The 20865-nt window shown below is 36.1% G+C and carries 20 protein-coding genes and 1 pseudogene; 15 read left to right on the top strand and 6 right to left on the bottom strand.

Features of this window, described 5'->3' with window-relative positions; genetic code table 11:
• Positions 1 to 139: 139 nt before the first annotated feature.
• Positions 140 to 1351: a sodium/glutamate symporter gene (gltS, locus tag C1H58_RS02295; RefSeq protein ID WP_060829477.1), complete on the bottom strand. Its 1212-nt coding sequence runs from the start codon at positions 1349 to 1351 to the stop codon at positions 140 to 142.
• Positions 1352 to 1496: 145 nt separating this feature from the next.
• Entirely contained in the window at positions 1497 to 2330 is an 834-nt protein-coding gene (locus C1H58_RS02290; protein ID WP_050330102.1) for a helix-turn-helix transcriptional regulator, read from the bottom strand.
• Between the two features lie 135 nt (positions 2331 to 2465).
• Between C1H58_RS02290 and C1H58_RS02285 the strand changes: the two genes are divergently transcribed.
• The 5 genes from C1H58_RS02285 (at position 2466) to C1H58_RS02265 (ending at position 6661) form a co-directional block, all read left to right on the top strand.
• Positions 2466 to 3329 (top strand): hypothetical protein, encoded by an 864-nt coding sequence (locus C1H58_RS02285; RefSeq protein WP_165545190.1) that lies wholly within the window; start codon positions 2466 to 2468, stop codon positions 3327 to 3329.
• Positions 3330 to 3491: 162 nt separating this feature from the next.
• Positions 3492 to 3812 carry a PadR family transcriptional regulator gene (locus C1H58_RS02280; protein WP_016426248.1) on the top strand — a complete coding sequence of 107 codons (321 nt, stop codon included), beginning with the start codon at positions 3492 to 3494 and terminating at the stop codon, positions 3810 to 3812.
• Positions 3809 to 4366, top strand: a complete 558-nt coding sequence (locus tag C1H58_RS02275; protein ID WP_165545189.1) for an HAAS signaling domain-containing protein — start codon at positions 3809 to 3811, stop codon at positions 4364 to 4366. The genes C1H58_RS02280 and C1H58_RS02275 overlap by 4 nt, the downstream gene beginning before the upstream one ends.
• The gene (locus C1H58_RS02270) at positions 4363 to 5184 is read left to right on the top strand and encodes a DUF4097 family beta strand repeat-containing protein (protein ID WP_165545188.1); all 822 of its coding nucleotides are present in this window, start codon (positions 4363 to 4365) and stop codon (positions 5182 to 5184) included. Before C1H58_RS02275 ends, C1H58_RS02270 begins: the two co-directional genes overlap by 4 nt.
• A gap of 154 nt (positions 5185 to 5338) precedes the next feature.
• The gene (locus C1H58_RS02265) at positions 5339 to 6661 is read left to right on the top strand and encodes a Na+/H+ antiporter NhaC family protein (RefSeq protein ID WP_060829481.1); all 1323 of its coding nucleotides are present in this window, start codon (positions 5339 to 5341) and stop codon (positions 6659 to 6661) included.
• A gap of 55 nt (positions 6662 to 6716) precedes the next feature.
• Here C1H58_RS02265 and C1H58_RS02260 read toward each other — a convergent pair whose 3' ends face one another.
• Positions 6717 to 7331, bottom strand: a complete 615-nt coding sequence (locus C1H58_RS02260) for a DNA-3-methyladenine glycosylase (protein ID WP_050330112.1) — start codon at positions 7329 to 7331, stop codon at positions 6717 to 6719.
• A 181-nt stretch (positions 7332 to 7512) separates the two neighbouring features.
• On the opposite strand from C1H58_RS02260, the gene C1H58_RS02255 reads away from it, so the two are divergent.
• The 7 genes and pseudogenes from C1H58_RS02255 to C1H58_RS02225 all read left to right on the top strand — a co-directional run bounded on the left by C1H58_RS02255 (position 7513) and on the right by C1H58_RS02225 (position 14163).
• Entirely contained in the window at positions 7513 to 8190 is a 678-nt protein-coding gene (locus C1H58_RS02255; protein WP_165545187.1) for a DUF805 domain-containing protein, read from the top strand.
• Between the two features lie 155 nt (positions 8191 to 8345).
• Positions 8346 to 9730: pseudogene (locus tag C1H58_RS02250) on the top strand (YfcC family protein).
• Positions 9731 to 9988: 258 nt separating this feature from the next.
• Positions 9989 to 10888, top strand: coding sequence for an ABC transporter ATP-binding protein (locus tag C1H58_RS02245; protein WP_165545186.1), 900 nt, complete (start codon positions 9989 to 9991; stop codon positions 10886 to 10888).
• Entirely contained in the window at positions 10881 to 12131 is a 1251-nt protein-coding gene (locus C1H58_RS02240; protein WP_165545185.1) for an ABC transporter permease, read from the top strand. Before C1H58_RS02245 ends, C1H58_RS02240 begins: the two co-directional genes overlap by 8 nt.
• Before the next feature lie 192 nt (positions 12132 to 12323).
• Complete coding sequence (locus C1H58_RS02235; RefSeq protein WP_165545184.1) at positions 12324 to 12656, top strand: YnfA family protein; 333 nt, start codon at positions 12324 to 12326, stop codon at positions 12654 to 12656.
• A gap of 35 nt (positions 12657 to 12691) precedes the next feature.
• The gene (locus tag C1H58_RS02230) at positions 12692 to 13714 is read left to right on the top strand and encodes an aldose epimerase family protein (protein WP_165545183.1); all 1023 of its coding nucleotides are present in this window, start codon (positions 12692 to 12694) and stop codon (positions 13712 to 13714) included.
• A 239-nt stretch (positions 13715 to 13953) separates the two neighbouring features.
• Positions 13954 to 14163 (top strand): helix-turn-helix transcriptional regulator, encoded by a 210-nt coding sequence (locus C1H58_RS02225; protein WP_016426259.1) that lies wholly within the window; start codon positions 13954 to 13956, stop codon positions 14161 to 14163.
• 79 nt (positions 14164 to 14242) lie between these two features.
• Here the strand turns inward: C1H58_RS02225 and C1H58_RS02220 are convergent, their stop codons facing one another.
• Positions 14243 to 14893 carry an MOSC domain-containing protein gene (locus tag C1H58_RS02220; protein WP_165545182.1) on the bottom strand — a complete coding sequence of 217 codons (651 nt, stop codon included), beginning with the start codon at positions 14891 to 14893 and terminating at the stop codon, positions 14243 to 14245.
• 121 nt (positions 14894 to 15014) lie between these two features.
• Here C1H58_RS02220 and C1H58_RS02215 point away from each other — a divergent pair, with 121 nt between their 5' ends.
• Positions 15015 to 15716 carry a ribose 5-phosphate isomerase A gene (locus C1H58_RS02215; protein WP_060829488.1) on the top strand — a complete coding sequence of 234 codons (702 nt, stop codon included), beginning with the start codon at positions 15015 to 15017 and terminating at the stop codon, positions 15714 to 15716.
• Between the two features lie 35 nt (positions 15717 to 15751).
• Here C1H58_RS02215 and sdpC read toward each other — a convergent pair whose 3' ends face one another.
• Positions 15752 to 16924, bottom strand: coding sequence for a peptidoglycan release complex CPBP-like subunit SdpC (gene sdpC, locus C1H58_RS02210; protein WP_165545181.1), 1173 nt, complete (start codon positions 16922 to 16924; stop codon positions 15752 to 15754).
• A gap of 550 nt (positions 16925 to 17474) precedes the next feature.
• Here sdpC and hutG point away from each other — a divergent pair.
• Entirely contained in the window at positions 17475 to 18413 is a 939-nt protein-coding gene (gene hutG, locus C1H58_RS02205; RefSeq protein WP_165545180.1) for a formimidoylglutamase, read from the top strand.
• A 73-nt stretch (positions 18414 to 18486) separates the two neighbouring features.
• Here hutG and C1H58_RS02200 read toward each other — a convergent pair whose 3' ends face one another.
• Positions 18487 to 19359 carry a LysR family transcriptional regulator gene (locus tag C1H58_RS02200; protein WP_165545179.1) on the bottom strand — a complete coding sequence of 291 codons (873 nt, stop codon included), beginning with the start codon at positions 19357 to 19359 and terminating at the stop codon, positions 18487 to 18489.
• Positions 19360 to 19546: 187 nt separating this feature from the next.
• Between C1H58_RS02200 and C1H58_RS02195 the strand changes: the two genes are divergently transcribed.
• Positions 19547 to 20857, top strand: a complete 1311-nt coding sequence (locus C1H58_RS02195) for a YjiH family protein (RefSeq protein WP_165545178.1) — start codon at positions 19547 to 19549, stop codon at positions 20855 to 20857.
• The last annotated feature ends 8 nt before the right edge of the window (positions 20858 to 20865 follow it).

Here is a 20865-nt window from a genome sequence, read left to right as displayed (position 1 = left end):
GGAACTTATATAAAGATTAAAGGTTCACTACATCGTAATGAACCTTTTTTAGCATCCGTTTTAAAATGTTAGCATAAGAAGTAAAAATAGCTCATTTTTTACTTCAATATCATAAATCCAATCCCTTACATAATATCCATTAAGGTTTAAAAATATTAATAAATGTTGTAATAATTGGTACACCGAGTAAATCTACGAGGAATGCGCCTACGATAGGTACAACGAGATAGGCACGTGGAGAATTCCCAAATTTTTTCGTAATCGCATCTAAATTGGCCATCGCATTAGGTGTTGCACCTAAGCCGTGTCCGATAAAACCACCAATCATGACGGCAGCATCATAGTCTTTGCCGAGACAACGGAAGACAACAAAGATGGAAAAGAGCGCTACGAAAATAACCTGACAAATGACAATAACGATAAGCGGTAGTGCAAGATGATAAACATCCGTGAGCTTAATGCTCATTAACGCGATGGATAAAAACACACTCAATGAAATATCGCCGATTTGATTTGTCAGTTTTAAATCAATTAAGTTTAAGTTCGTATACTCTGAAATGTTACGAATGATGACAGCAATAAACATAGACGCAACATATAATGGAATATTCAAGCCTGACCATTCACTAAATGCTTTGCCTAAAAATGTTCCTAATCCCATACAAAATAGGATGACTGTCATTTGAATGAAAAAGACTTCGTTAATAGAAAAGTTTTTATGTAAGCGACGATTAATGTCGATTTCTGAATAATCTTTTTGTGTTTCTTCTCTATGCGCAGGTGCTAAATTGTGTTTTTTAATAAGGTAACGCACAACGGGGCCACCCATTAAGCCCCCAGCAACAAGACCCAGTGTTGCTGCCGCCAATGCTGCCGTTACAGCTGAGTCAATACCATAACTTTGAATTGTTTGACCATATGCAGTGGCATTCCCATGTCCACCTTCCATTGACATGGCACCGGCAGTTAAACCGAGTAAAGGATCAATATGTAAAACTTTTGCCATTGAAACCCCAATGATATTTTGGAATGTGGCAAGCACACCACATAAAATCCAATAGACGATTAATACTTTTCCACCCAGTTTTAATAACTTGAATGAAGCGCCTAAACCAATTGTTGTAAAAAAGGCAAGCATAAAAAAGTCTCTGAAAAAGTCACCATCTAATTTAATATGAAGTACACCTGTTGAAGAAAGAATCGCAGATATAATCGCAAAAATCAGTCCACCAATCACGGGTGAAGGGATACTTAATCGATTAAAAAGTTCAACTTTATTGACGATTGCTTGACCAATAATAAGCAATAGACACGCAACAAACAACGTTGTAATACTGTTCAGCTCTATCACTGTTACGTTCCCCCTTTAAGTTAATGAAATAGAAAGGGCTTTCAACCCCATACTAAATAATTATACTTTTTTTAAGGACAAAAATCTATATAATTATAAAATTAGATGTAATCTCTCACCATATACTACTATTAAATATTTCAAATTAATCAGAAGGTTGTTGTGATTTTCTATATGCTGTTGCGCTCATGCCAAACTGCTTTTTGAAAGTTTTAGAAAAAAGGAGAGGGTCTTTATATCCAACACGATATGCAATTTCTTGGATTTGCAGGTTGGTTTCTTTAAAAAGTTTTGAAGCTTGATACATCCGAACATGGATTAAGTAATTTTGTGGGGATTGATCGATATGTTTTTTGAACATTTTATACAAGTAACTTCGGCTCACATTGACATGCTTTGCGACATCGATAATCGTGATGGCCTTCATATAGTTGTCGTTGATATAGCGTATCGCTTCACGCACATTTGAATAAATCTCAGTCTGAACAATAGCAAACGGTTTTGGGAAATGCAAATGTAACTGATAGAGCAATTCATACAAGTCACGCATATGCTGGATATCGTCTGATGCTTCAGTCGAATAGTGAACAGAGCGATGACACATGCGATAAATGATATGTTCAATAGCACCCGTGTTTTCATTTTGAATTACGAGACGATCTTTCAAAGTGGTTCGATTCAAATAGTCTAATGCAATTTTGCCACTAAAACCGACCCAATAATAAGTCCACGGTTCATTTAGTTCTGATTCATAATGAACTTCCATCCCTTGTTGAAGCAGAAATAAATCACCCGGTTTTAAAATATAAGTTTGATTTTGATAAATGAGTCTGCCAGTCCCTGCCATGACGATATGTAATACAGCCGGTTTTGACACGGTATATTGGTAACCGCCTTGAGGCGTCCCAACTTCGATGCCACACTCATCAACGTGTGCCTCGAATTGGTCTTTTTTAAACATTTTCCATAATATTTGCATGCCAACACCTTCTGCTTAAAGATATGGAAACATTTTACCATAATTTGTGATGATTGGTATATATTCTCATATCTTTTATAGTGTTAAATTAATTGTATAATAAGAAATAATATTCTATTTAGAGGTGTATGGAAAATGGAAAAATTAAGGAATATACCAATGCGACAGGTGAAGCCTCAGCCCCTTGCACATAGAATACGTTATATACCTTATATTAATCGACATGTTTTTAATTCGTATTCTATGGATTATATAAATCATACAATAACCGTTTTAGCTGGTGAATGGGGGTCAACAGTGAAACGTTTCGAGACTAACGATGAAGTTTCTGACGTATGGGAGAAGTCGGAACAGCATGATTCAGGCGCTGTCGAATTAAATTTAGAACAACCTGGGCGCATGAATCAATTAAGTTACCAACAATATTTTGATATCAAAGACTTCGATGACAGTAAAGATTATCATCTAAACATAGAAGGCATCAATCAACCTTTTCTCATTAAAGTGAATGACATGAGTTTGGAGATTGTCGATACAACGCAAACTATAATCGAATTTGATGTGACACCTATGATTAATGGACGAAATAATAAGATAGAGATAATAACTGATTTTCAGTCAATGGAGGTTGCAAACGATTCAGCTGAGATAGATTTGCAAATGGACTTATGCCAAAGTCTTTATATTTTAGAACGGGCTAATGATCGTATTCAGAATTTTGAAATAGACATCAAAGGGATCAATCAGCATGGTTTGACGCTACAATTACAGATTTTAGATATTGATGGTGCTCCGATTCCTTCTTTTATGCTTGTTGATGCCGAAGCGCGTATCATATTGGAAGGTGATATTGATATAGACAGGGTGACATCAATTCATATTCCGTTTAGTCAAGAAGGACCTCCTCCTTTTATTTTATATATAGAAACTGAACACGAAACCATTGCACATCGTATTGAGGTCAATGGAAAACATGAACCAGTTATCCTAACGCATTAAAAATGAATATAAGCATCAAAACATAAAATACAGCCGTTCACAATTGAAGGGGTGTGTTTTATTTTTTAATCAGTACCTTGTAATGTTTAATAGCTTATGGTAAGTTTATTTTAGTATTATACATTAAACAGTACTGATTGATGTATAGTTGGAGGTTTTGCGATGAATATACAATTTAAAAAAGGTGCATTAGAAATGATTGTACTTTTGATTATTAAAGGAGAGGCGCAATATGGATACTCCCTTGTACAAAACATTTCTAAGCGGATGATGATTGCGGAAGGTACCGTTTATCCCTTATTAAGACGTTTAGTAAAAGAAGGTTACCTTTCGACATATTATCAACCTTCAACAGAAGGACCAGCAAGAAAATATTATGAATTAACAGAGTTAGGTTTGGTGCGCTTGAATCAATTAAAATCGGAATGGCGTGCGTTTGTAGATATCGTACAACTATTTATAGAAGAGAGTGAGCAAGCATGACAAAGAATGAATATTTAGCCATACTTTATGAGCATTTAAAAAATATGTCTGAAACCGAGAAACAAGATATTGTCTCTGAATACGAAAATCATTTTATTGAAGGTTTAAATGATGGCAAAACTGAACAACAAATCGTCAAGATGCTAGGTCATCCTAAAGATATGGCGAAATCAATTAATGCTGAAAGTGCAGTAGGTGAAGCAGAAAAGCATAAGGGCTTATCAAATACGGGACAAGCAATTATAACTGTTTTAGGGCTGAGCATTATTAATTTTATTTTGATTACAGGTCCGTTATTGATATACATTGGTTTGCTTATCAGTCTCGCATTCGTAGGACTCATTGGCTTGGCAGCACCTTTTTTAGTGTTCTATCAACAAAAGTTTACAACAGACCCTGTTTTAATATCAGATTGGTTTGCAGCGATAGGATGGCTTGGCTTAGGTATCATGCTCGCCGTTTTAACCATTGTTATTGTGAAATGGAGTTATTTGATGATCATTAAATATTTAAAATGGAACATTCAACTGATCAAGAGAGGTAAACAATCATGAAAAAGACACTAAAGATTTTATTTTTAATTGGCTTGCTCCTCTTTATCGTTGGTATTGTAGGTACTATCTATTACTCCTTTTTTAATCAACAGTCTAAAGTGCACTATGATGAAATAGAGAAGAAGTTTGATACATCTCAAATAAAGTCACTACATATCGAAGCTAAAGGTAAAGATGTGGAACTTACAACTGGGGATCAACTCAAAATTGAAGGTGTATTTACTGACAAGAAAAATGCGATTCAAACTAAGCAACATCAACAGCAATTAAATATTAACGTTAAAGGAAATGATGTAGTACAACCTCGTATTAATGTCAATCCTTTTAAAAATGTAAAACGACATAAAGTGCTAATCACGATTCCAAAATCGAAATTAGATGCGCTTTCATTAAAGTTAGGAAAAAGTGTCATGAATATTGAACAATTAAATATCAATAAGTTGAGTGTTGATACAGATTCTGGCTCTATCATAATCAATCATAGTCAAATCGGAACGTTGAATGCACAAATAGGTTCTGGTTATATAGAAAGCGAAACAACAGATTATAAAGAAATATTGATTCATAACCGTTTAGGTCATACAGATTTAAATGATGTACCGATAGATATTCCGATAACGATTGAAAATGAAAAAGGCGGCGTCGAAGTCACTTATAAAACAAAGCCTCATAATACAAGATTTGATATACAAAATCGCTATGGTAATGTCGATTTAGAAGATATTGAAGACTTAAAACATAAACAAGTTGGTGAAGGACAGCATCAGGTCGTTATTAAAAATAAGACGGGTTTCGTTACTTTTTCAACTGATGATTGAGAAAACGACTACGAAAATCATCATTTGCCGTGAATGTACATAGTGAGCAAATGATCTTAAAACGAATATGCAGAAGCAATGAAGCAAGTGACTTGTCAAAGTCAAATAATGGTGTATAATCCTTATCGTGAAACTAAGGTATAAGGAGAAAGAGATGTCACAAGAATTAAGAAGTCAAAAACAGTATGGTGCACTCGCATTATTACCCCTTATCATTTTTCTCGTCTTATATATTGGGGTAGGTTTATATTTCACAGCGATAGGCGCTAAAGACCCATTCAGTCGATTGCCACGGCATGTTGCGATATTTATAGCCATAGTCATTGCTTGGGTTTGTTATGATCGAAAAACATCAGTTGCAAAAAAGATTAAGATCTTTACTGAAAACGCGGGTTCTTCAGGTATTGCTGAACTTGGATTAATTTTATTATTAGCAGGAGGATTCGCGAGCGCTGCTTCTGCGATGGGTGGACAAGAAGCAATGGTAAATATGGGGCTTTCAGTCATACCACCAAGTTTACTCATACCTGGTATCTTTGTGATGAGTGCTTTTGTAGCCACATCATTAGGGACATCAACAGGAACACAAGCGGCATTTATTCCAATTGGTGTTGCTGTAGCACAGTCTGCTGACTTAAATGTTGCAGCCGCTGCAGCTGCTGTCATTGCAGGAGCTTATTTCGGGGATAACTTGTCTATTATTTCAGATACAACAATTGCTGCAACAACAGGTGTCGGTGCTAAAATGAAAGACAAGTTTAGAGCGAATTTTTTAATCGCACTTCCAGCTGCGGTCATTACATTTATTATTTATGCCATTGTTGGTGGTACAGGACACATTGATAAAGATTTGAGTTATAACTTTATTGATTTACTCCCTTATTTATTTGTGTTGGCTGCTGCTATTTTAGGAATGAATGTCATGCTCGTCCTTATTTCGGGTATTTTACTCACAGGCGTTATTGGTGTAGCAAGAGGAAATATTGGCATTTTTGAATGGACTACTAAAATAGGGGAAGGTATGGAAGGGACGTTTATGATTTTCCTTATTGCTTTTTTAATTTCAGGACTTGTTGCGTTGATTCGATATTACGGGGGCATCGATTGGATTATTGAAACGATGAAAAAACGTGCAAAGGGACCGAAAAGTGCTGAATATGCGATGAGCTTTCTATCAGGTTTTTTATCCGCTGCATTAGTGCATAATGTGGTCGCAATTATTATATCAGCACCGATTGCTAAAGAAATTGGACAAATGTATAAAATTGCGCCAAAACGAATGGCAAGCTTATTAGATATCTTTGCAGCTAGTGCATTGATGGTGTTACCGCACGATAGTGGTATGTTAATGGCCGAACAATTTGGTCATGTCACATATTTGGAAGTATTGAAATATTCATTCTATCCAATTATTTTAGTTATTTGTACCATTATTTCGATTCATGTCGGCATGTTTCGTAAAAAAGAAACAATATAAAGAAAAAGCAATGTATTTCGAACAGTCTTTTATGTTCGAGATACATTGCTTTTTATTACGAAGATTTCCACGTTTCATGTGCGGGTAACCGATCTTTCGCGCGCATATGGGACACATAAGGGTTTCCTTTAACCGTAAAACGTAACGGTTCATCCGTCCACTGACCTTTATTCGGGATGCCAATTCGAGGGCCTGCTACAATCGCTCTTGGATATTTACGATGTTTTGTATCAATTTTTAATCGGCCTGTATTTAATTTGGAGCCATCTATTGCACGAGGAATTTGTAATGCTTGTGTTAATTTTCCCGGACCGTTCGTTAATTCAAAGCCTTTTTTGCCGCGATTGTATTCCATAATATCGATGCCTTGCTCTGGTTGAATGGCACGGATAAGGACGCCTTCAGGAACACCAGCTGTTTGGGTTACAAAATTAATTAATAATTGTCGGTGCATCGTATGAGCATAAATCGTGCCACCTTCTTGATAGAGAGATTCGACTTTCGGTGTGCGCTTCCCTTGAAAACCATGTGCAGCTTGATCTTGATGGCCGAGATAAGCTTCAGTTTCAACAATATATCCTGTAAGCGTATGGTGTTCAGATTCATAAATCAATTGAACGCCTAATAAGTCTTGAGCAGTTTGAATCGTTGGACGATGAATAAAATCCATAATACGTGCCTCCATATATGATGATGATTCATATTGTAGCGAACTTGCGTGTCAAAACCAACTCATAGCCACATCGAAGGGAAGTTCATATTAAAGAGATGCATGGTGAAAAAGGGATCTGTTACATTCATTAAAGAGTATGGTACACTGAAGAAAAGAGAAAATACAAGGAGGATCAATCATGTACGTAACGCCGAAAGTTGGCTTTGTAGAGGCCTACAAATATTTTTGGTTAAATTACTTTAACTTCAAAGGGCGAAGTCGTCGAAGTGAATACTGGTGGGTAGCACTTTGGAATTTTTTGATTTATGTTGTCACATTTTTCCTTGCATTCTTATGTTTCTTTATCCCTGGAGTAGGCCCTATTTTGGGTGTGATTCTAATCATTGTTATACTCCTCTATGCGTTAGCAACCATTATTCCTAATTTAGCGTTGCAGGTCAGAAGATTTCATGATGTGGGCTTTTCAATGTGGATTCCAATGATTAGTTTTATCGTTAGTATCATTTATAATGTTATCAGTGGCCTAAGCCCTGATGAAGATATTTCTGAAGGAAACATCAATGGGGTAGATACAAAAGTGACTGGAAACTTAAATTTTGATTTTATTCCAGATTGGTTAGGTTATACTGTACTTAGCCTCACAATCATTTTAAATATTGTGTGTTTAATTATTGCTTTGCTTGATAGTAAGGAACAAGTCAATAAATATGGACCTTCGCCTAAATATATTGAGGCCGGTCATGATAAGGGCTTCCCTAACGATGATCTAAAAGATGATGCTTCAAACGAGGAATCATTCACATCATACGAAACATCACAACAAAAACAAATAGAACAAGATCCATATAAATATTAAATCAAGTGTGCTCAAAGATGAGATGAAGTAAGTAAGCATTTCATTTTTGAGCATTTTTGTTTAATTCAGAGCGCATGATTAGAGCAACTGGATTAAGTGTATATAAATAAAAATCAGTTTATTTCGAAAATTTAAATAAAAGGGATGTTTTAATCATGAAAAACAAGCTGAAAAAACGTAAGATGCCACATACCTATGCTTTATTGATGATGGTGATTGTGGTGGCTGCACTATTGACTTATCTGATACCGGCGGGAACATTTGAACGAAAAAAGGTCAATGGCCAGACGGTTGTTGTGCCTGATTCTTATCATATTTTACCTTCACAGCCTGCAAGTTTATTGGATATCTTTCGTGCTATACCAGAAGGATTAATAAGTGGTGGAGAAATTGTTTTTTATATTTTTTAGTAGGTGGCGCTTTTGGGATTGTACATAAGAGCGGTGCAATAGAAGCAGGGATTCGGCGATTGATGACGCAATTAGGGCAGTTTAAAGTGTTAATGATTCCGCTCACTATGTTAATGTTTTCAATTTTAGGTTTTTCAATTGGACTCGCGGAAGAAACGATTATTTTTGTGCCTATCGGGATTATAATTGCACGAACTTTAGGTTACGATGCATTGACGGGGGCGGCAATCGTTATTTTAGGTGCAGCGAGTGGCTTTATTGGAGGGATGCTCAATCCATTTACAGTCGGCGTTGCACAAAGCGTCGCCGAACTCCCCCTATTCTCAGGATGGGGATTGCGTTCTATCATTTATATTTTTATTTTGCTGGCCGCAATGGTGGCGGTCATGCGCTATGCAAGACGTGTGAAACGTTCGCCTGAACAGAGTATCGTATACAAATTAGAACAGGAAGAAGTGGATCGTCATCGACAAGAAGTGATACCGTCATTTTCGCGTAGACAATTCGTCAGCTTATTATTCATTGTTGGGGCTATTGGACTGAATGTTTTTGGGATTTTTAAATTCGGTTGGACATTTAATGAAATGAGTGCAAACTTTTTGTTAGCAGGACTGCTTGCTGGCTTTGTAGCTGGCCTAGGTTTCAATGGTACATTCGACGCTTTATTAGAAGGTATGAAAAATGTCTTGTTTGGTGCAATGATTGTTGGTTTTGCGAAAGGGATTATCGTTATTTTAGAAAACGGAAAGATTATCGATACAATTGTCTATTTCATGTCATCAATGTTAGAAGGATTACCGCCAGTTGTGACGATTATAGGGATGTTCATTTTTCAATTTTTCCTCAACTTTTTCATTCCTTCTGGATCAGGTCAAGCTTTAACTACAATGCCGTTGTTAGTGCCAATTTCAGATTTACTCGAGGTGAATCGACAAATTACTGTTTTAGCTTTTCAATATGGTGATGCAATCAGTAATAGTCTCTTTCCAACATCTGCTGTTCTAATGGGTGCTTTAGCAGTCGCAAATATAAGCTATACACAGTGGATTAAATTTGTATGGAAACTGATACTTGCATGGGTAGTGATATGTGCAGTGGCGATGTCTATTGCATATTTAGTAGGCTATTAAATAAATAATGAATAGACGTTTGTGTAGTTGAGATGAAAGCACTTTGCTGACACCTTCTAAGGAAGTGTTTCATCTTGGCTACACTTTTTTCTACAAATTGACATTAAGTAAGGTTAACTGTTTCAATTTGCGTTATGCTTTAAGTGTACTACAATGCAGTTAATGAAATATAAATAAGTCATTTTGATAAATATACTTGTCATTTTTATTGGATTCTTGTATATTCAAAGTAATCGTATAGCGAAAGGAGCTACATCAATGACGTTAAAAGTAGAACAGGTCACGAAAAAGTTCAAACAATTTGTGGCAGTAGATGACATTTCGTTTGAACTTCAAAAAGGTAAGATGTTGGGCTTTTTAGGACGAAATGGTGCGGGTAAGACGACGACATTTCGTATGATTTTAGGATTATCTGAACCGACTGAAGGCAAAATTACATACGAAGGCAAAAAGATAGATAAAACGATGTATGACATCATTGGCTATTTACCAGAAGAAAGAGGATTGCATCCTAAATTGACTGTAACAGAAGAACTCAAATATTTAGCAACTTTAAAAGGAATGAAAAATGCGGATATCAAAAAAGCATTAGATTATTGGTTAGCGCGTTTTCAAATCACAGAAAACCGTCATAAAAAAATAGAAGCGCTATCTAAAGGGAACCAACAAAAAGTACAATTGCTCGCAAGTATGATTCATGAACCGTCACTATTGATTTTGGATGAGCCATTTAGTGGATTAGACCCAGTTAATGTAGAGTTGTTAAAAGATGCTGTCAAAGATCTTAATGCCAAAGGGACGACGATTATCTTTAGCTCACACCGTATGGAACATGTCGAAGAGCTCTGCGATAATATTTGTATATTAAATCGTGGACAGATGGTTGTACAAGGGGATATTCAACAAGTGAAACAACAAGCAGGCTATCAACGTCTTGTCGTCGATGCACCTTATGACTTATCAGAAGCGGCGCAACTTACAGGTGTATTACATTATGAAACTCATCGCTCAGAAAATTATTTTACAATTGAAAATGAAACTGTGGCAGAAGCGATATTTCAAATCGTTCAACAAAAAGGTTATGCGAAACGTTTTCAACTAATGGAACCAACGATTAATGAAATCTTTATAGAGAAGGTAGGTGACAAAAATGCATAAATTTTTTGCGACTTTCCAAATCACATACCAAAAGAAGTTGAGATCTAGATCTTTTATCACTACGACGGTCATCATGATTTTGCTCATCATCGGTTTAGCGAATGTGGATAAAATCATTAAACTGTTTGACGGTGGAGAAGACCGTATTGCAATTGTAACGCAGGATAAAAATTTGTATCAACAAGTCAAAAAGCAATATTCGATTGTCAATGAAGACACGAAGTTTGAACATGTATCAGAAAAACAAGCAAAGCAAAAATTAAAAAAGGAAGATATTGATCAAGCTTTTATTATTGATGAGACGAAGACGCATGAACTCAATGGAACTATTTTAAGTCACGATATACCATCAGATAAAGATAAATCGACATTACAATCTGTTTTAACTCAACTACAAGTGCAAAAGGTGGCACAGGATCTAGGACTTCAAGGACAAGATTTACAAAAGTTACAAGCACAAAGTAACGTTAAAAGCCAAATTGTTCAAAAAGAAGGTCAAGCAGATCAAAATTTAAGTTCTGAAGAAGAAAGTTTTAGCAAAGTAATTGTAATGGCAGGAACATTTCTAATATTTTTTATTACATTTAACTATGCACAACAAATAGCGATGGAAGTCGCGACTGAAAAAACATCGCGCGTTTCCGAAATGATTATTACGAGTGTAAATCCTGTGCATCATATCTTAGCCAAGATTTTAGCCGTATTGGCAGTAGCGTTCACTCAAATCTTAGCGCTCTTTATCACTGTCGTCGCTTGTTATTTTATATTTGATTTAAAACATACTTTCGACTCGATATCTGTAGAATTTACACCTCATATCGTTCGCTTGATCATTTTCGGATTGCTATTCTTGATACTTGGCATCTTTAGTTATGTTATCTTAGCCGCTATTTTAGGTAACTTAACGTCTAGAATAGAAGATATGGCACAATCATTAATGCCAATGAATTTATTAATAATGGGTGCATTTTACTCAGGTTATTTTGGTGCGCTTAATCCAGACAATTTATTTATCAAAATTACAAGTTATGTACCGTTTTTCTCACCGTTTGTGACATTCTCTCGCTTATCCTTGTCCAATGTCTCAACGATAGAAGGTATTATTGCAGTAATTATTCATATTGTGCTCATTATTGTGTTGTTTATTGTTGCTGCAAAAACATATAAAAATTCGGTTCTTTCGTTTGAAAAAGGATGGGTCAATGTTTTAAAACGTGCTTTTCAACGCCAAAACCAATCTTAAAAAAGATATCAAAATGATGAATAAATATTAGGGTAACGGGTTTCGTAAACAGACACTACTGTTTTAGGAATTCAGTTACCTTTTTATCGGTGATGGCCACAAGTCATATTCACTTTGTGCAAGTGTGATTGCCTTATCATTTGTTTTTTGTAGTATACTGTTAGAATAGAGTAAAATATATGAGGTGAAGATGTGAGTTTTGTGTATTCCACAGTGATTTTTATCATAGCAGGATTATGTGAAATCGGTGGCGGTTATCTCATATGGCTATGGTTACGCGCAGAACGACCATTCATGTTTGGATTCATCGGTGGTGTCGTACTCATTTTATATGGCGTGATTGCGACATTTCAGACCTTTCCAACTTTTGGGCGTGTGTATGCAGCGTATGGGGGTGTCTTTATCGTTATGAGCCTTTTATGGTCATATTGGATTGATAAAGAAACGCCGGACAAGTTTGATTTGATTGGTGGTGCCATCTGTATCATAGGGGTGCTCATAATGGTATTGCCAACTAGGGGATAAACTTTGGGAGCAGTGTAAAGGAGTACAGTGTAAAAATGTTTATTAATATTGAACAACAATCTAATGGTATTGAACTCATCAAAATAGAAAATAACAAAAGTAAAATTGTATTCATGAATTACGGTGCACGTATTGTTAGTTGGAGAATTGGCGACAATAATATTGTTTTAGGGAACGAAGTTGAAGCTGATGAATTTTATCCTCATCATCCTTTTTATTTTGGTGCAACAGTTGGAAGAGTTGGCGGTCGCATAGCAAACGGTCAATTTGAATTAAAAGGCAAAACCTATACACTTGAACAAAATGATCCACCACATCATTTACATGGTGGACATCATGGTTTGTCAGATCGGCTGTTTGATTATCAAATCATTAAAGAGGATCTTTCAGAAAAGGTGCAAGTTGTTTTTACTACACAATTACGACAAGAAGAAGATCATTACCCGGGAAATATAGATGTAAAAGTAACTTTTACGTATGATACATCGGAAACATGGACGATTGAGTATGAAGCACAATCAGATGCAGATACATTATTTAATCCAATGAATCACGTGTATTTTAATTTAAATCGAGATAGCAATGTGGTGGATAATCATGTGATCGCAAGTGATCGATTAGCAATGTATCCTTTAGATGAAACAGGCATGCCTATGCTAACTCCGATTGATCTCGTTGAAGAAATGGGTTCGAATCAGATTCAGTTAGCACAACTTTTTAATACTACGCAGGATAGCATCCAGCAACAAGTGAATGCGAAGAGAGGTTTAGATCATCCTTTTGAAGTGGCGGAGGGTCAACTATCAATTTCAAATGATGATCTTGCTTTGCATGTTTCAACAGATGCGCCTCAAGTTGTACTTTATACGTTAAATGACTCTGAAAATTGGAAAAGTCATATGAATATTTTTAAGCCTCATTCAGGTATTACAGTCGAAACTCAAAGCTTGCCTAATGATATACAATTACTAGGTCCCAAGGCCTATTCGATTTTGAAAGCTAATACACCTTTTTATTCTAAAACAGCATTTCAAATCGAAAGAATATCCAATTGTTGAATACAATGTGAACTCAGGCAAGTGCGGGATAAGTTTAAGGAGGTTGGAAGAGAGGATATGACGTTTTCCGCCTCCTATTTCTGTTTAAGAATCGTACAAAAGACAATTTATGTGTAAAAAAATACACTTATAGAAGTTTGCTTTTGTCTTTATTTCTGCCTTGTTAAAGGTGTAAAATGCATCTTATATCAAATTTATAGTTTCATCCCAATTTTACTTTTATTTGAGGAGATGATGCGATGCGCAATCGTTTGAAAGAATTACGTGCAAGAGACGGCTATAATCAAACACAATTAGCAGAAAAGGCGGGTATCTCTCGTCAAACCGTGTCGTTAATAGAGCGCAATGATTTTATGCCCTCTATTTTGACAGCGGTAAAGATTGCGCGTATTTTCAATGAGCCTGTTGAACAGGTCTTTATCTTTGAAGCCAAAGACTTCAATACTTAGATTCCTGTTTCAATGCTAATTAAAGTCGATATTATAGTAGGGTGACAATAGTCAGCCTGCTTTTTTTGCGTCCATAAAGCTAGAGGCGTGCAAGCATTTTTTCAAGTTTTTGTCTGCGCTTTTGTGTAAGGAATGGGTTTTGAATCGCGTATGCGAGGCGGTCTTTATTTTTTCTATCGTTATAATATATATCATTGAGTTCTTGAACAGAAAGTCTTGTTACTTTAGGCGCACTTTTTATAAGTTGCAAGTCATCATTCGGAGAAACATAGCCTTCTTGTAAGACACGGAAGTAACAGCCTGTTTTTCCAGAAGACGTCATATCTTTAACAAGATGAGGATAACCATATTTACTTTGGATTTTCCAACAAGGTTCACGTATTTCAGAGACTTCGATACGCGCTTCTCCAAGTTGGTATTGATCACCAAAAAATAATGACGTCTCATCAACATGATATACAGTAAGGTTTTCGCCAAATAAAGCATAGTCAGGTAAGGGGTGGATAACTTCTTTCCACATATCATAATGGGAATAACTGTATAAACAAAGTGCTTTATCAGGTCCGCCGTGGTCTTTATATTCTTGTTCGTCTGTGATTAAACCTGTTTGAGATAGCCATACTTTATCTTGAATGGGCTTTTTGTTAAGCGCACTTTTCATAGGCCGATCGTTTCGATATTGTAAAGATTCTATTTTTCCCGTTGAGATGGCATGGATTTGATATTTCATTTTGCTTCCTCCTCATATTTAAAGTTTATTTTAACGTAATTCGGTTGATTCGTCATGGCTTTTTCAGATGAATATTGTACAATAAAGACAGATACATAAGTCATAAAAAAGGAGTGCGACAATGGGCATTAAGCAACTAAAACAAATGACACTAGATGAAGCGATAAGTCGTATTGAAGATGGCATGACGGTGGGCATTGGAACAGGAAGTACAATTGAATTGCTCGTTCCGAAAATTGCGCAACTCATCCATGAAAAGGGATACCAAATTAAAGGCGTATGTACTTCAGAGCGTACAGCACTACAAGCGAAGTCGTTAGATATTCCAATTGTTGATGTTAATGATGTGACACATATCGATATCGCCATTGATGGCGCAGATGAAATTGATCCTAACTTAAACTTAATTAAAGGTGGCGGTGGGGCACTGTTTCGAGAAAAGGTCATCGATACTTTTGCGGAACGATTTATCGTTATTGCGGATCAAACAAAGTTAGTTGATTATTTAGGACAAACGTTCAAGCTCCCTGTTGAAGTGGATGCTTTTAACTGGCGTCAGTTGATTCGTACCATTGAACAAGCATTTGACGTTAAAGTGACACGACGTATGATCGGTGATATCCCCTTTATTACAGATAATGGAAACTATATTTTAGATTGTACGTTAAATCAAAGTATTGATCCGTATGCATTTCATGAATATTTAATTCACCTTGTTGGCATATTAGAAACAGGCTATTTCTTAGACACAGTTGAAGAAGCCATCGTTGGAACGGATGAAGGCTTAAAAGTGATTCATCACTCCGAACAAATAAAAAAGTAGCACGGTCATTGACCGGCTACTTTTTATTTATAATATCAATCTGCTTTGTCCTCATGTTTTGACATTTTTGCCACGTCGTTTTCATCTGTCAGTGTTTGTGCAGATGATTGAACCTCATTATCCGTATTTTCAATATTTATTTTTTCTTCATCGGCTGTATGCGATGATGTCGCCTCACGCTCTTGAATAGATTGATTTGTTTCGTCCGTTTGTTTTTCTGCATCTTTGATTTGTTCTTTAGACGTTACTTCTTCGGCAACATTTGCGTCATTTTGTTGTTCTGGTTGCACGTTTGCATCTGGTGCATCAGAACTTTTTGTTGTCGGTTTTGGTTCCACTGCTGTTTCTGTTTCATAATGTTCTTCAAGTGGATTATCTTCTTCCTCTTGAGACGTATCGAACATCAATGGTGTATCGTCATCTTCATCTTTATGACGTGGTGTAAAGAGACGCATGATGAGACCTAATACAACGACTACGGCTGCAACACTTGCTGTAGAATAAGCAAGGACTTTCATAGAGAAGATATCTCCAATTTCCTCACTAAAGAAAAAGACTCTAGCAAAGGACATGGCAGCATGGAAAAGCGTAGCGATATAAATTGAACGCCCGCCTGTGCCTCTAACAAGTTCGCCTGCTATCATTGAAAATGAAAAGACATAGAGTGCACTGAATAAAGTATAAGTTGATCCAAATGCAGTGTTAACATCCCATACTAAATAAAGGACACTGACAACGATGTTCGCAAAGAAGTGTGGTAACTTTGCTTCGACAATATTTAATAGGTAAGAACGAAAACCAAACTCGATAAAGAATGCCATAAGAAGATGGCCAATTAAAATAGTCCAAATCGTCTCAGACAAGTCTTTAGACTGTAATAAGATAAAACTATCCGCATATGTATTAAAACTATACATACCGATGATAAAAATAATTAAAGGTAAAGTCAGTGCTAATAAAATTCTTTCAATAACTTTTAAATTAATCCCTAACTTTAATCCGCCAAGTTGTTCTTTTTTATTTTTAAATACAATGATACATAATACTGCGGCAATAAATGGACCTAAGCTATTTAATGCAAATACAAACGGTTTAAAACCAGATGCTTTCTGGAAATCTTGTAAAATCAAGGGGCTTGCATATGCAAAAATAAAAAACACAAAGATGGTCATTGCCCATTGGAAGCCTGAAATACGCGTTCGATTCATAAAAAATCCTCCATATTAAACGTAGCTAATGAGGTTCGTATGCATGAGGGTGTCCTATAAACACGTGTTGCAATTGAAATGCAACGCAAGAAAGGACGACGATCAAGTCATAGAATCTAACGTTCATTATAAACATATATTGTAAAGAAATAAATTATTAACAGTCAAATATCATTGAATTGTAATATAAGTTAAGAAAATTGTTACAGATTTTATCGTGTCACATAAACCCCAAATGATACGTTCAATCGTGTCTCTACCGACTTAAACATCAATAAGCTTGATTCAAGTTTATCAAAAAGCAATATCTTCATTAATTTCTGACTCTCCCCACTTGGTAACGTTTTCTTTGTATTTTCAAGGGTAAAAATAGTAGCATAGAATTGTAGAAAGTTAAGACGTAGGGGTGCCTCATCTATCACAGCATGTCAAACGATTCAAGAATAGTCGCTACTTAATATGAAGTTGTATTTGTCGATAAGTATACTATTTCAATTTTTGCTAAGATGGGACAACCCAATTAAAGTCTCGTACGAAAGAGGGGGTTCTTATGTATCAAAAGCCAAATCATGAATTATGGACAGGTCGTTTAGATAGTGAAACGGATCAGCGCGCATTTCGTCAATTTCAAACAATCCAGTTAGCTCATATTGATGAGGTTGCACAACAACAAGCAGAAGTTGCTTTATTCGGTTATGCCATCGATGAAGGTGTCAGACTGAATCAAGGTCGTGTCGGTGCTAAAGACGGACCTGATGCGATTAAACGTGCATTTGCAGGATTGCCTGCATCGACGTCATTAAACATCGTAGATTATGGTAATTGGACCCATTCCGCTGATACATTATTCGCTTCACAACAAAAGTTTGGTCATTATGTACACCAATTACTGCAACAGCACCAAAGAACATTTTTATTAGGAGGCGGCCATGACATCGCATATGCTCAATATTTAGGTGTCCGTGCAGCTTATCCTGATCAATCCATAGGCGTCATTAACATTGATGCACATTTTGATAATCGCTATGAGGAACACTCAACCTCTGGTACAAGCTTTAGACAAATGTTGACTGAAGATGAAAACTTAGATTATTTTGTTTTAGGTATCCAACGCCCTGCAAATACACTATCGTTATTTGATTACGCGGAAGAGACGGATACAGCGTACGTTTTAGCTGAAGAGCTTGTCGATCAAATCGGGCCGCCCGTGAAAGATAAAATTGATCACTTTATTAACGCACATGATGTGATTTTATTTACGATTTGCATGGATGTCGTTGATAGTGCCTTTGCGCCCGGTGTCAGTGCTGCTGCAGTACTCGGATTGACACCTTATACGGTATTGGACTTAGCGAGACGTATTTTAGAATCACCTAAAGTGACCTCAGTGAGTATCGCAGAAACCAATCCAAAGTATGATGTCGATCAACGCACAGCTAAACTCGTTGCACATTTATTATCACATTTTATTCATTGTTCCGCTTCATAAAGGGATAGTGTAGGTTGAATGATGAGAAAACGATGTTAGCTAAACGATGTATGCGTGACTGATGTCCTTCGTGTTATCCCATATCCCAGTATTGACGACAAGACTGCACAAGATTTAATATATGTGGACTGTATTGACGTTTTTTTAAGTAATTTAAATATATCGTGCGTTCAATACTTGGGCGAATTCGAATTGCGCGTAAATCATTTGTAGAGTAGGACTGGTAGTACATGCGAGGTATCACTGCATATCCCATGTCTTGATGTACAAAATTGGTCGCTGCTTCAAAGCGGTCGACTTCCATAATAATATTAGGTCGTTCTTCAAGGCGCGTAAAATAATCATCAATATGTTTGCGAACTTGATATTTCTTATTAGGCACTATCAATGGTAATTTTTTAATTGAAATGGATTTTTGATGTGTAAATGCGTCTTTAGGCGCGAGCACGACGTAGTCTTCCTTGTAAAGTGGCAAAGAAATAATGTCATCATGTCGTATCTCATCGTTAGATAATCCGATATGGATATCAAAGTTAATTAACTTTTGTGTCAGTACGTGTGGATCTAATATTTCTGTGATTTGGTAATGTTGCTCGGGATGTATCGTTTGATGCTGCCGAATCACATTGGCGACCCAATGCGCAGCCGATTCAATAATGGCCATTTTAATTTTAGGAGTTTGGCTCATTTTTAAATCATACATTTTTTCTATCGTTTGATGATAGTGTTTGACGAGTTCAATGGCCTCATTATAAAACTGAATCCCTTTTTCGGTAATGGAGATTGATTTCGTTGTCCTTTTTAACAAGGGATAACCTAAGTCGTTCTCCATTTTTTTAATCGTCGCAGTTAGTGATGGCTGACTAATGTGTAAAATATGTGCGGCTTTAGTAAAACTATTTTGGTTTACAACTTCAATAAAATATTCCAATTGTACAATCTTCATATCGTTCCCTCTTATTTATAGTTTATGTTTATAGATAATTAGTTTATTTATATTAGTTATTGATAGCTTACCATATTACAATGAGAATAGTAAGAATTGAAAAAACATTGGCACACGCATATCACAATTGGAGATGATTTGAATGAAACAAAGAGAATAACATCACGATTTTAAAGGGGGAACTGTGATGGGAGAACAAAAACAAGTGCTAAAAGGCAAACAGCTGTGGCGCTTTTGGGTCTATAGCTTGATTGGTGTCGTTTGCTTTTTTGTCCCAATTCGATGGCATGGTGAGAAAACGATTATTGTCGACCATGTTCACCTTGTGATTCGATCGGGACTGCATCAATGGATGCCTTACATCGCATTGTTAATGATTATAATTGGGGCATTGTTACCTATTATAAGGAAAGAATACAAAAAATCAGTAACTGACTTTGTTATTGTATTGTTTAAAGTTTTAGGTGCAATCATCGGTGTGATGTATGTCTTTAAAATAGGCCCAGCCTTATTGTTTCAAAAAGATTATGGACCATTTTTATTTGAAAAACTCATGTTGCCGCTCAGCGTCTTAATACCTGTCGGTGCAATTGCATTATCGCTATTAGTTGGCTACGGCTTGTTAGAGTTTATTGGCATTTTAATGCAACCAATTATGAGGCCGCTATTTAAAACGCCCGGTCAATCAGCAATTGATGCAGTGGCGTCCTTTGTAGGCAGCTATTCACTTGGACTATTAATTACAAATCGTGTGTATAAAAAAGGGGTATACAATTATCAAGAGGCTTTAATTATAGCGACAGGATTCTCTACTGTTTCAGCCACCTTTATGATAATTGTGGCGCGTACGCTCGATTTGATTCCGCATTGGAACCTTTATTTTTGGAGTTGCTTAGTGATTACATTTGTCGTAACAGCAATTTCAGCACATTTACCACCGATTTCAAATGCTTCTACAGCGTATTACAACAATCAAGAAGGCTATCAAGAAGTCGTTGTTGAAGGAAGTCGTTGGAAAAGTGCATGGATGGAAGTTAAAAAACAATCACACGAGGCGCTTCCTCTTGTAAAAAATGTATGGCTAAATTTTAAAGATGGATTAGAAATGACGGTAGCGATTTTGCCTTCGATTTTATCGATTGGTTTTGTTGGTTTATTGCTCGCTAATTTCACACCCGTGATTGATATTTTAAGTTACATTTTTTATCCATTTATATATCTATTTCCTATTGCGGATCAAGCGTTACTAGCAAAAGCATCTGCAATCTCAATTATCGAAATGTTTTTACCTTCATTACTTGTCGTTAATGCCACTTTACAAGTGAAGTTTGTTGTAGGGATTACGAGTGTATCCGCTATCATTTTCTTTTCAGCGCTAGTGCCGTGTATTTTAGCGACAGAAATCAAAGTGCCAATTTGGCAACTTGTGTGTATATGGTTTATCCGTGTCACGCTCACATTGTTAATCACGATTCCATTAAGTTTAGTTCTATTTTAATCAAAGGA

Origin of the sequence: Staphylococcus sp. 191 (genome assembly GCF_011174885.1) — a bacterium.
Lineage (GTDB): Bacteria > Bacillota > Bacilli > Staphylococcales > Staphylococcaceae > Staphylococcus > Staphylococcus coagulans.
This window is presented reverse-complemented; position numbering and strand designations above follow the sequence as displayed.